The organism is Pseudoalteromonas sp. Hal040 (assembly GCF_037162425.1).
In the GTDB taxonomy this organism is placed as follows: domain Bacteria; phylum Pseudomonadota; class Gammaproteobacteria; order Enterobacterales; family Alteromonadaceae; genus Pseudoalteromonas; species Pseudoalteromonas gelatinilytica.
Map to the genome: position 1 here is coordinate 2,533,136 of NZ_JARLUU010000001.1, position 12,248 is coordinate 2,545,383.

Sequence of the window (12,248 nt, forward strand, 5' to 3'; positions counted from 1 at the left end):
TACTCGATTTTTAGCGTTTTTTTGTTTAGACTGCCGCCATGAAAAAAGATCCCCACGCCAACAACTACATCAGCACTGACGATATTGACTTATTTCGTCAGAGTATCAGTGGTGCCAAAGCATTTAAACAAGACACTATTCGATTCACCAATAAGCCTAAAGTGTCACAAGCGAAGCAATTTTCCCAGCAAAAAAAGCAACATCAGGCAGAATTTTTCTTTTCTGATGAATATGTACCAGACATCGACACTCATGGCACTGTAAGTTATGTCAAACTAGGTCACGATAGCTTTTTAGCAAAGCAACTTCGCCGTGGAGATTACCCACCTGAGTTAACCCTTGATTTACATGGCTTAAATAAAGAATTAGCCAAAGATGAGTTGGCAGGTTTAATTCATGAGTGTAAAAAGCAGCATTACTATTGCGCTTGTGTTGTGCATGGCATTGGTGAGCGCATACTTAAACACAAGGTACCGCAATATTTAGTACAACACCCTGATGTGATTGCGATGCACCAAGCACCTCTTGAATTTGGTGGTAAAGGGGCGGTACTTATTTTAATTAATCTTCCACAAAGTGATGAGTTCAGACGCTAACGTCTTCTTGTCATAAGGCCTAAAGTGCATATTTTTTCGATTATCTTTCCACTGATTTTTATCGTGTTAAGTGGTTACATCAGCTCGCGAAGCAAATTTTTATCGAAAGAGCATATTACAGGGTTAAGTAAGTTTACTTTTTACATCAGTGTGCCTGCTTTTCTATTTTTAAATATGGCCCAAGCCGATTTACAAAATAGTGTGTCTATTGCAGGGTTTTTGAGCTTTTACATCCCGGTATTGGCCATTTACGCCCTTGGCTATGTGATTGACCGCTACCTTATTAGCAAACAATCTGCGCCGTCACGTCATGCTGTATTTGCCCTTGGCAGTAGTTACTCAAATACGGTACTGGTAGGTTTGCCTATTATTATTGCTGCACTTGGGCAACAGATGGTCGGCATTGTGTTTATGATCATTACTTTTCATAGCGCACTTTTGTTTACCCTTACCTTTTTGCTCAGTGCTAAGTCGCAGCAAACATTCTCTTGGCGCGCATTTGCTAAAAACATGCTGCTGAATCCAGTCGTGTTAAGTATCAGTAGTGGCTTGGCTGTTAACCTACTCGGCTTTACACTTTTTGATGATTTGGCAAATGGCCTGAGTCTACTTGCCAAACCTGCCATTGCCTGTGCGTTATTTGTATTAGGGGCGAACCTTGCGTTTTATAAAGTGGCCGACAACTTACAAGCCTCAATCATCGCAACCATCATCAAGCTTGTTGTGTTACCGTGCGGGGTCTACTTTTTTGCAGGCAGCGTATTCAACCTAGAGCAATCATTACTGAACGTGTTAGTACTTTTAAGCGCTTCTCCTTTAGGGGTCAACGCTTATCTAATCGCCAATCAAATTAAGCAACACCAAGCAACACTGGCAAGTAGCGTCGTGCTTTCAACAGTATTGAGTGTAGTGAGCTTTAGCATCTGGTTAAGTATCTTACTTTAAACATCCTCGCGCTTGTTTTTGCTGGGCATTTAATGGCGAAATAAAGTTATCTTCACGCTGTTTTTGCGTTAAGCAGTTGCGTCTTTTGGGCAATGCATTTTTCGCAGCATCATTAAATTCACGACTCAATGCGGGTAAGCTAAACAGCTTGCCTTGATTAGCTAATATAATTAAGCGGTCAGCATGCTCATCAAACGCTATTTGTTGCTGTTGATAATCATCAACCTGATAAAACAGCTGACCCGTTTGAAGATTATAAATACTAGGCTTGCCTTGGTTAATTATTAAATAATCTGCTGATGCTGATAAGCTTAAATCCCCAGCCTCTTCAGTGGTATTAAATCGATTAATCTCTTGCAAGCTAACACTGTCAACAACCACGACAGCATTGTCTTTTAATCCAATAACCAGCTCACTCCCCTTAACAAGCAGGTCTGAGATATCAGACTGGAAGGTCAGTTGTTTTAAAACCTCACCGGTTTGCAAATCCAAAATATTCACTTTTCGCTTGGCTGTTTTTATTACCAAACGGTTTGCTTGTGACACAAAGTAGGCATCAAGAACTCGGGCTATTTTAGTTGTATTAAACTGCGGCTTTTTCGCTTGTAAATCATAAAGCATCACCCCTTTTTTATTATTACCTAGCAATAGATAACGCCCATCAGCACTCAACCTAGGCTCGGTCATGATGGTGTCTTCATCGAGGGGGATTTCAGCGAGATTTTGTTTTCTAATCAAGTCAACGAAGTAAAGCGCTTTTTTGTTCCAAGAATCTTCAATAAATAAAACAAACTGCTGTGCTTCATTTAATAATATGACCGAAGACGAATCATATTTGTCACCAAACTCAATTAAGCTGTTTTTATCTAAATCAAATACTTGATGATTGCTATAGCCACATTCCACTCTTACAAAGCGTTTTGCATTGGCTACATCGGCGATATTAACGCGATGTCGTTCACACAAATCTATGCGTCGAACAAGCTCACCACTCAAGCTATTAAACATATAAAGCTGGTTTTTATTATCAAGGCTCTGTGCTGTCAGAGTGTGTCCGTCAGTACTAAATTCAGCGCCCCATAAATTAATTTTTTCGCTAAGCGTTATGCTCGGGCTATTTTTCAGTAATGACCAAATTGAAATACTTTTGTCATCACTCGAGGCGTTAACCAACTCACTATTTGTTAAAACAAGCTTTGTGCGCTGATTAATTTTAAAGTTATTCACTTCAATACCAGTTGCGACATCCCACACACGCACATTTTTATACGCTAATGTGATCAAAAGCTTACCGTCTGGTGTAAATGCGCCATCTTCAACATTTGAAAAATGGCTAAGCTGACTACCTTGATTTGTTTTGATATTCCAAAGTGTCGGCGCCTTTTCTAAGCTACGAATAAAATCAGCATTTTCGGTCGTCGACTGCACTTGGTTAACTGTGGCCATTGCATATACATATTCTCCATTTTTACTCATCAAGGTATGAATATGCGGAGTAACTCCTTGTTGCTCGCCACTTTCAACTGCTTCCACACGGGTACCATTGAGATCGTAAATAACCAAACCTTGGCTATCATTGGTGAAACCTGTTTGTCGAGCTAAGCTATTTTTAGCTGTAAAATCATAAGCTAACTCCAATGAACGTATTTCATTTCCATTTTGAGCATTGAAGAGTTTAAGTGGCCCTACGAGCTCAGGAGTCGTTAATATATAGTGACCATTTTGGCTGATTTGAAGGTCTGCCAAGCCGTACTGCTGAGAATGTTTAACATCGTATAAAAGTGCATTATTAGTGACATCCCAAGCGATGAGCCGGTCAAAATGACTGCTCATATAAAGGATTTTGTTATCAGGGCTAAATACTAGATTTTTTATCTCGGCTTTAATTTCGGTGCTCTGTTGTTTGGTTAAGGTATCACTATCCCAAACACTGACTTCGCCCTCACGAGTCGCTATAGCAAGGTGTTTGTTATCACGGCTTAGACCAAAGCCTTGAACAAACTGTTCAGTTTCGAGCAGTTTATCTTTGCCACTATCTGTTATTGATAAACGCTTAACTTTGCCATTTGAAAGTACAAACAGTTGTTCACTTTCAACATACTGATATTGGTCAACTTTTTCTTGTGCTTGATAATAAAAGCGTTTGTTATTGGCATAAATAGCCCGGCGCAATTGCCCTATTCCACCGGGCATTGGACGCTCTCCGCCATATAAACCGGGGAGTGCATTGAGGCCTAATAGCAACGCAGTATCATGCTCTCCATCATCGTTTGATTGGCGGGCTCTATCAAGCAAAAAGCGACTTTGATTTAACAATGAAGCATCACGCTGCTCAGTTGCTATTTTAGTTTGCTGTTGTGCTAGCTGTTCATTTTGAATAGCTTGTTGCTGCTTAATATAAGCAAAAACCCCCGCTACCACTGCAATAACGGCCAGCATAGCAACGGCACTTAACCATTGGCGCAAACGCTTAGCCTTTTGCTTAGCAAGTTCTAATTGATAAGCTTGATCGCGCTTAGTTAATGCCCCGAGTGGCACACCTAAAATGCCTGCGATAATTTTTAACAGCATCAATTTTTGTTGAGCTTGGTATTGCTCAACATAACGAGCTATATCTTGGTTTGAAAACTCAGTACGTGATTTTAAATACTGTTTGTATGCTTCAATTGAGGTCCAGCCTTGTTCAAGCTTGCCATCATGATTAACCCTAAAATCAGCCGCTAGAGGCTCAGCTAATTGTGTTGTAGGATTGCCCTGTGCGTCGTAAGCATATTGTAAGGGTTTTGGAAAACATTCATCCTCTGGCGTAACCCCTTGCGATTGCTTTGTTTTATCCCAGCTTGCATTTGGTTCACCGTCGATCATCGCGGCAATAATTTGATCGCTTCGGCCTATCTTTTTGAAGTAATCGATTTCATCTGCAACATAAGTAGATGCCACAGCATTAGGTGAACATAACACGATAAGTAGCTGAGTATTATCCAGTGCCCTAGTAATTGCATTGCCAAGGTCAGCATCGGCTGGGAGCTCTTCTTCATCGCGAAAAATGGGGAAAATACGCTCTGGGATCAACTCGCCACGGGCATTTTTTTGACCCACTAAATCTTTCGGGATTTCATAGGTTTCGATTGCTTGGTGCAACCAAGTTGCCCACTGGCGACCGGTTTGCTTATTATCAGCGTGACGATATGAGATAAACGCCAAGTATTGATGCTTAACTAATTCCTCACTCATTAGCTAATCTCTCTTAAAGTCTACAATACGCACTTCAGCTTTAAGTCCCTTACTAGTAAACGGGTAATGGCGCTTAAACTGTTCAGGCACACCATGCTGCCACCAATTTACAACATCTGCTGTACCACCAATTCCTTTACCTGGCTGAGAATCCCACACTGCGATTAGCTCATCAGACATAGCGACCAGGTGCGCAGCTAAAGAGGCATATTGTAAAGCACGAGACTCATTGGCTGTATCTTCCATCTCGGCTAAATTTCGATAAACAGGGGGAATTTCTACAAACCACTGTGCTTTTGCGAGCAACTGTTCAAACTCACTATCTTGTTTACTAAAATCTAATTTATACAGTTCGTAAGCCATCGGCAGTAAAGCAATAAAACTAGCGTCTAAACGGGTTAGCGCACGCTCTATCACTAATCTATCGGCTCCTTCAGCAAGACCAGACACAAACTGAAAATGACAATTTGGATAAGCCTGCTTCAGCGCATCTAACTGCTGATCAATGTCTCGAACCAAAGTGTCATGTTGCTGGCTCTCAAGGTTTGTGAAGCGATGGCCTGTAACTGCCACAGTGACCATTTTTTCAATGCCAAAAGGTTGCGTTGTATCCTTTGCCAGTGACAGTAAATCGTTAACAGCTGCGGCAAAAAAATCACTATTACCTTGCTGCTGTTGCTGTGTTAATTCATGCCAAGGTTTTATCAGCGTATGTCGTTTTGCAATGTTTGAGCGGGTACTTGAAAACTGCCAGCCATCAATTTTACGCTCAGCGCACCAGCGAGCATGCTCCATCGACGACATCACATTGAGTCCGTTATCTGACAATTCAATACTGTTTGAATGGCTGCTAAAACGTGCATTTACCATCGCCAATTTTTCACGCCAACTCAGCGCAAAAGCCCTGTTTGCCTCCTTTAAACTATAAGGTAGGTCTTGCCATGAAGTAACATTAGCTTGATTTGCTTGATAACTTTGTTCGTGAGCTCGCTTAGCTAATACGGAGCCACGAGGCTGAGTCACCGCGCTAATATTGATATCTTTACTGTTATCATTAAAAGCCACTAAGTTATCAGGTATTTGCCTTGTTTTTGCCTGTTGTTGTTGTTCACTAAATTCGGTGTAGCTAGTGGCATAGTAAATGGGTGCCATAAACAGGCATTCAACTAACATCTTATTACGAAGTGTCAAAGCAATTGAGAAACAGTTTATTTGCTGCGTATCGAAAATATAAATTTGCGTTGCATTAGAAATGATATCGAGTAGCAGTTTTTTATCTGCCAGTAACTCATGAACTTGCTGATTGATCACAGTAAGCTCAGAAGCCGCATCTATGGCCGCAAGTTCTGCACTCAACTGTGCGTTAGAATCGGCTGTGATTAAAGTGATTTTTACCGGCTTTAAACTACTGTAGATAGCACTTTTAGCATAAGTTCTTGCTAAATCTAACGCCGCGTCATTACTACCAAAAATAACCAAATGAACTTGGTCTTTTCCTTGAATATTAAGCAGCGGTAGCGGCGAATACTTGGCAAAGAGCTGCTCTGCTAGTAATTGGCTTTTACGCCAAAAGCGTAATTCTGTACTGGTATTTTCAATAAAACGGGGGAGTTGTTTAAGTTGATCCGCTAATACCCGACTATGCAAATGTACAAAAACGGGCGCTTTCAAGTTGGTTAAGTTAGTAAGTACTTGCTGAGCAATAGTAATGTTATGACTATCATCACCACAACAGAAAAATACCGCCTCAGCATGTTGTAAATGAAGCTTATCTGCAACTGACTGGTTAATATCACCAACATGCACAATCGCGCCTTTTTGTTTAAGTAAGGCAATATGACTATTTTCAGGGTTACTTTCGATGGCAATAACAGGTTTATTCGCAGCCAATGCTGATAAAGCAATGGCTGAACCTTTATTTCCCAAACCCACAACAAGCTGAAAATCAGAACGAGGCCTCAGTAAATAAGCAATGAGCTGCTTTGCACCATCAAAGATTAGATAAAAGAAAATTAACGCTGTCGTTAAGGGAGCTGCAAATCGAGCAAACTCAATGAAAGGATTCATTTGATTGGTTTTATAAAGTTCTTGTGTCCAATCACCACTAAAAGCAAACAGGCCCGCAATCGCGTATATATTGTTAGCTAAAGGCTCACTCCAGCGAGTTGTTTGCGAAACGCCAAACAGCCCCACCAGCATAATGAACATAAATAAGCCAAACAGAAATAAAGTCGATTTCTTTTGTGAATCCATGGGCTACCTTGGGTTATTTTTATAGTTTATATAAAGAAATAATAACCCCTCAACGCCGTTCCCACCAGCAAGGGTTGCTAAAGCCCACCCGATACGTCTATAAAACTGCCCGTTGTGAATGAAGCTTGCTCACTTGCCAAAAAGTAAATTGCTGAAGCGACCTCGTCTGCTTCACCACCCCGCCCTAGCGGTAACTTAGATTTTAACCTATCAACTCGGTTTGCTTCACCGCCATCACGGTGCATATCGGTATAAATAAGGCCTGGCCTTACCGCGTTTACCCGAATACCTTTACTCGCGATTTCTTTGGCAAGGCCAATCGTGAAGGTATCAAGCGCTCCTTTGGATGCGGCATAATCTAAATATTCATTTGGCGAGCCTGTGCGTGAAGCACCCGATGAAACATTCACAATACTGCCTTTGTCCATACGCTTTATTGCTTCTCGCGCACACAAAAATGCACCTGTAACATTACAACTCAATATAGCGTTGATACGCTTAGCATCCATTTCTAATAACGACATTTGCGGCATCATCATCGTCGCGTTATTGACTAACACATCTAACCGCGAAACCTGAGCATCTAATTTAGCGAACATGGCAAGCACTTGCTGCTCATCAGCGATATCGGCTTGCAACAAATAGGCATTCACGCCATAGGCTTTTAGCTTATCAGCGACTTGCTCTGCACTTGCGTGATCTGACTTATAATTAATACACACATCATAGCCATGTTTAGCAAATAGTTTTGCTGTTGCTGCACCTATACCGCGGCCGCCTCCGGTAATAAGAACCACTGGATTCGTGCTCATTCGGACTCCTTGAAAACTAACTTAAACTGCTCACACACCAATGGCATATCGGGATGACATTGATACTCTGTGCCTGCGAGCTCTCGCTGATAATAATCCCAATGTACACGCTGCCAGTATTCAAGACTTTTGTCGCCCTCGCCTTCTAATACAGCGTAATCGGCGCTTATTTGATTAAATGAGGTGATGGTTACTGAGACAGTTTCGATAATGCCGAGGGGTTGCCCCTGCCAATTGGTAAAAATGGCTAAATCACCAACTTCAGGAAGAGCTTCATTATTGGCTTTAAACCAATAAAGTGAAGGAGTTGTTGCTTGTTTTACGCCATTTAAAACCAATAATGCGCAGTCATTGGCATCTTGCTCATTGTCGCAAAAATGCCAACTTGGCAGTTCAACAACAGCGCGACCTGATTGCTCGTTAAAGCGAGCAATCATCTGCGCGATACGCTGCTCGTTACTTAATGGCTGCAACGACAGAAATCTCAACTAATAGCGCATCGCGCGCCATTTTTGCTTCAACACAAGCGCGAGCAGGTGCATGACCTTGTGGTACCCATGCATCCCAAACAGCGTTCATTTGTGCAAAGTATTCCATGCTTTTCAGGTAAATTGTGGCGCTTAGCATGTGCTCTTTGCTACTACCCGCTTCAATAAGTAGCGCTTCGACCTTGTCTAGCATGGTTTGAGTTTGTTCGGTGATATCTTTTTCAGCATCAGCACAAACTTGGCCGCATAGGTATACAGTGCCGTTATACTTAACGATGCGGCTCATACGCGCACCGGTTTGTAAACGTTCGATTGTCATAGTAAGAACTTAAAAAATTAACAGTGGCGCTAATTTAGCAAATCTACTGTTATATTTCGACGTTATTTGGCGAGTGAATACTGAGGTAGTGACTGCGCTGTTTATGTTCATCATATTCGATAACAGCAACCGCACCAGTATTGAAAATTGGCATATGACCAGGACTTAACTGATCAACTAGGTAGCTAACAATGGGCATATGGGCAACGACTAACCAGGTGTTGCACTGTGGATGCATAGCAATCAGCGTTTCAAGGTAATCAGCAGCTACTTGCGGAACACCATCAGGGGTAATATCGCTACAGGTTTCATTAAATTGTAACGAAATATGTTGTGTCGCATCGGCAGCAGTCTGTTGTGCACGAATGTAAGGACTTACCAACAAAGCGTCAGGTTTATGGTGTGTTGCTAACCACTGCCCCATTCTACTGGCTTCTTGGTGACCGGTCTCGGTCAGTTGTCTTGCTGCATCATCTGCTTGCATTGGCGTAGCTTCGCCATGGCGCATGATTAAGATTGTTTTCATAAAAAATCAACCGATTAAAGAATATAAAACAGTAGCCAGTTTGCTTGATTGTTCGCTATATTAGAATATCATCACTAGATACATTAAACATCCGCTTATGGTATTCAGGTAGATTTTCGTAGCTCTGTCTTTTTTAGCTTTCCTGAAAATATCATCTGTTGTTAGGACATTAACGCATTCTTTCAGGAGCATCTTTTGAATATCAGCCGCAATGATAACAGAACATATCAGCCCCTAACACTGGACAATGGTCTAAAAGTACTTTTAGTGCAAGACTTAGAGTCAACAAAATCAGCGGCTTCTATGGCAATCAATGCAGGCCATTTCGACGATCCCCTTGATAGACAAGGTCTCGCGCACTTTTTGGAACACATGCTTTTTTTAGGCACTGACTTGTACCCAGAATCGGGCGGATTTTCCAGTTTTGTATCTCAGTCTGGCGGCAATACCAACGCGTGGACTGGCACAGAGCACTCTTGCTACTTCTTTGATATTAACAACCAACAGTTTGCTGAAGCACTGGCGCAATTTAGCCGCTTTTTTATTGCCCCCCTATTAAATCCTAAAGAAACCAGTAAAGAGCGTAATGCCATAGACGCAGAATTTAAGCTAAAAATAAAAGATGATGGCCGACGTATTTATCAAGCTCACAAAGAAACAGTGAACCCAGCCCATCCTTTTGCAAAGTTTTCGGTCGGTAATCAGCAAACTCTTGCGGATCGTGAAGGTTGCATCAGTGATGAGCTACGCGCTTTTTTCGATAGTCATTATCAGGCTCAGTGGATGACACTGGTAATCTGTAGCAATGAAGATATTGCAACCATGACAACTTGGGTAAAACAATTTTTTAGCGAAATTAAAGGTCAGCCTAAAAGTAAAGAGATCATAGAGCAGCCACTTTACCGTAAACAAGACTTAGGTAAGGTGTTACACATTGAACCTCATAAACATATGCAAAAGCTCATTATTAGCTTTGCGATGCCAAATATTGATGACTTTTATCGTCACAAAACCGTTAGTTTTATCGCCCACTTACTCGGCTACGAAGGCAAAGGGTCGCTATATTCTATTTTAAAAGAGCAAGGTTGGATCAATGCTCTGTCAGCAGGTGGCGGTATTAATGGCAGTAACTTCAAAGATTTTAATATCAGCATGGCGTTAACTGATGAAGGTATTGAATATTATGAAGATATCGTCGAAATGGTGTTTGAGTATATCTGCTTAATCAACCAAAACTGCGATAAATTGCCGCGTCTTTATCAAGATAAAAAGAACTTATTACAAATCGCCTTCGATAACCAAGAAAAAGCGCGCTTAATTGATTGGGTGAGTAACTTAAGCATTAATATGCAGCATTACGATGAAGCCAACTATGTGCAAGGCGATTATTTAATGGAAGGCTTTAATCGTCGCGCCCACGAAATTGCCATGCAATGGCTCACGCCTGACAACATGCGCTTGGTACTCATTCATCCAGGTGTTGAACCAGAGCACACCACCGCTTGGTACAATACCCCCTATAAAGTAGAAGATATCTCAACCAGTTGGCTTGAAGCGCTCAGTGAAATAAACACACCATTACCACAGATGTGCTTGCCTAGTGCCAACCCCTATCTCACTAAAGATGTTGAACTACTGCCATTAGATGAGCCAACCAATGAGCCAGAATTATTAGTCAAAAGAGAGGGCTTTGATTTTTGGTTCAAACAAGATGCGACTTTTCGGGTGGCTAAAGGACATTTTTACTTGGCAATGGACTCAACCTTTGCGATTAAAGATGTTAAACATATGGCGCTTACCCGCTTGTTTGCCGACCTGTTTATGGACAGTGTAGCTGAGCAATTTTATCCGGCAGAGCTGGCTGGCCTTAGTTATCATTTAACCTCGCACCAAGGCGGCTTAACCCTGCACACTGCGGGCCTTTCATCGAGTCAGTTAGAGCTCGTTAATGAATTACTGGATACGCTCTTTAATGTTGAGATCTGTGCAAAACGCTTTGCTGAGTATAAAAAGCAGCTCGTGAGACACTGGCGAAACAGCAATCAAAATAAACCCGTCAGTGAGTTATTTAGTATTTTGGGTGCGCAAATCATGCCGTGGAACCCAGAGCCGAATGCCTTAGCGCAAGCTTTAAAAGATACTAGTTTCCATCAGTTTAATTGCTTTAGAAATGAGTTTTTTAAAGCTTTGCATGTTGAGTCTTTTTTACATGGTAACTGGCAGCGTAGTGATGCTATTAAGTTTCAAAAGCAAGTGACTGAACACTTAGCTGGCAGCACCACGATTATTGATTTAACGCGACCACTCAATGATATTACCGATGTTGAGCAGCAGCGTTTTACGTTAAATTGCAGCGATCATGCGATGGTGCTCTACTACCAAGCACGCACCGATGACACCACTGAAAAAGTGCAAATGATGGTACTAAATCATTTGATAAATCAAGACTACTTTAATGAGTTAAGAACCAAACAACAGCTTGGCTATTTGGTTGGAGCGGGCTATGCCCCATTTAATACCCGTGCAGGTATCGCTTTTTATGTGCAGTCACCTAAGCATAGTGCAGATGAGATACTGAAACGTCATCAGCTATTTATTAGCAATTATGTGTCGCAAATAAACAGTATTTCTGAACAACAATGGCTCGATGCCAAAGCGGGTCTTGTCACACACATTGCTGAAAAAGATAAAAATTTACGCCTGCGCTCGCAACGTTTATGGTTAGCAATTGGTAATCGCGATACTGAATTTAATATGCAACAGCAGCTTTTAGAGGCGCTTGATCAGTTAAGCCTTACTCAAATGCAGCAGTATATTACCGAGACATTTAGCGATAACCGACCAAGAATAGAACTTTTAAGTGAGCCAAAGGCCAAAAAACAGCCAAAAACAACCCTTTCTTCGCATTCTCTTTGACTCGGACGCGGGCTTAGATTAGATTAATTGGTGCGTATTACGGTAATGCATTAATGACAAAAATAATAAAAATGATTTCTGCTTTTTTAACAATAAGTATGGCTGGGATTTTTTCAGCATCCGCCAGCCCTATAGAGCTGGAACAGAGCACATTGCTGC

Annotated in this window: 9 protein-coding genes; 3 read left to right on the forward strand and 6 right to left on the reverse strand. The window is 41.6% G+C overall.

Annotated features, from left to right (window positions below):
- Nucleotides 1-38 precede the first annotated feature (38 nt).
- Entirely contained in the window at nt 39-596 is a 558-nt protein-coding gene (smrB, locus tag P4S60_RS11725) for an endonuclease SmrB (RefSeq protein ID WP_337116063.1), read from the forward strand.
- A 24-nt stretch (nt 597-620) separates the two neighbouring features.
- Nucleotides 621-1,541 (forward strand): AEC family transporter, encoded by a 921-nt coding sequence (locus P4S60_RS11730; protein ID WP_337116064.1) that lies wholly within the window; start codon nt 621-623, stop codon nt 1,539-1,541.
- Here P4S60_RS11730 and P4S60_RS11735 read toward each other — a convergent pair.
- The 6 genes from P4S60_RS11735 to sixA all read right to left on the reverse strand — a co-directional run bounded on the left by P4S60_RS11735 (nt 1,533) and on the right by sixA (nt 9,173).
- Nucleotides 1,533-4,775 carry a toll/interleukin-1 receptor domain-containing protein gene (locus P4S60_RS11735; RefSeq protein ID WP_337116065.1) on the reverse strand — a complete coding sequence of 1,081 codons (3,243 nt, stop codon included), beginning with the start codon at nt 4,773-4,775 and terminating at the stop codon, nt 1,533-1,535. The two genes, P4S60_RS11730 and P4S60_RS11735, sit on opposite strands and share 9 nt — an antisense overlap.
- A gap of 3 nt (nt 4,776-4,778) precedes the next feature.
- Entirely contained in the window at nt 4,779-7,028 is a 2,250-nt protein-coding gene (locus P4S60_RS11740) for an NAD-binding protein (protein WP_337116066.1), read from the reverse strand.
- 77 nt (nt 7,029-7,105) lie between these two features.
- A complete protein-coding gene (locus P4S60_RS11745) occupies nt 7,106-7,840 on the reverse strand; it encodes an SDR family oxidoreductase (protein WP_337116067.1) in 735 nt (244 codons plus the stop codon).
- The gene (locus P4S60_RS11750) at nt 7,837-8,313 is read right to left on the reverse strand and encodes an ASCH domain-containing protein (RefSeq protein ID WP_337116068.1); all 477 of its coding nucleotides are present in this window, start codon (nt 8,311-8,313) and stop codon (nt 7,837-7,839) included. Before P4S60_RS11750 ends, P4S60_RS11745 begins: the two co-directional genes overlap by 4 nt.
- The gene (locus P4S60_RS11755; protein ID WP_337116069.1) at nt 8,297-8,647 is read right to left on the reverse strand and encodes a RidA family protein; all 351 of its coding nucleotides are present in this window, start codon (nt 8,645-8,647) and stop codon (nt 8,297-8,299) included. Before P4S60_RS11755 ends, P4S60_RS11750 begins: the two co-directional genes overlap by 17 nt.
- 49 nt (nt 8,648-8,696) lie before the next feature.
- Entirely contained in the window at nt 8,697-9,173 is a 477-nt protein-coding gene (gene sixA, locus P4S60_RS11760) for a phosphohistidine phosphatase SixA (RefSeq protein ID WP_063706710.1), read from the reverse strand.
- 195 nt (nt 9,174-9,368) lie between these two features.
- Here sixA and P4S60_RS11765 point away from each other — a divergent pair, with 195 nt between their 5' ends.
- Nucleotides 9,369-12,089: an insulinase family protein gene (locus tag P4S60_RS11765; RefSeq protein ID WP_337116070.1), complete on the forward strand. Its 2,721-nt coding sequence runs from the start codon at nt 9,369-9,371 to the stop codon at nt 12,087-12,089.
- The last annotated feature ends 159 nt before the right edge of the window (nt 12,090-12,248 follow it).

Excerpts from the sequence above, each read along its gene's own strand:
- smrB (WP_337116063.1), top strand. The coding sequence starts at position 39 with ATGAAAAAAGATCCCCACGCCAACAACTACATCAGCACTGACGATATT.
- P4S60_RS11735 (WP_337116065.1), bottom strand. The coding sequence starts at position 4,775 with ATGAGTGAGGAATTAGTTAAGCATCAATACTTGGCGTTTATCTCATAT.
- P4S60_RS11740 (WP_337116066.1), bottom strand. The coding sequence starts at position 7,028 with ATGGATTCACAAAAGAAATCGACTTTATTTCTGTTTGGCTTATTTATG.
- P4S60_RS11745 (WP_337116067.1), bottom strand. The coding sequence starts at position 7,840 with ATGAGCACGAATCCAGTGGTTCTTATTACCGGAGGCGGCCGCGGTATA.
- P4S60_RS11755 (WP_337116069.1), bottom strand. The coding sequence starts at position 8,647 with ATGACAATCGAACGTTTACAAACCGGTGCGCGTATGAGCCGCATCGTT.
- sixA (WP_063706710.1), bottom strand. The coding sequence starts at position 9,173 with ATGAAAACAATCTTAATCATGCGCCATGGCGAAGCTACGCCAATGCAA.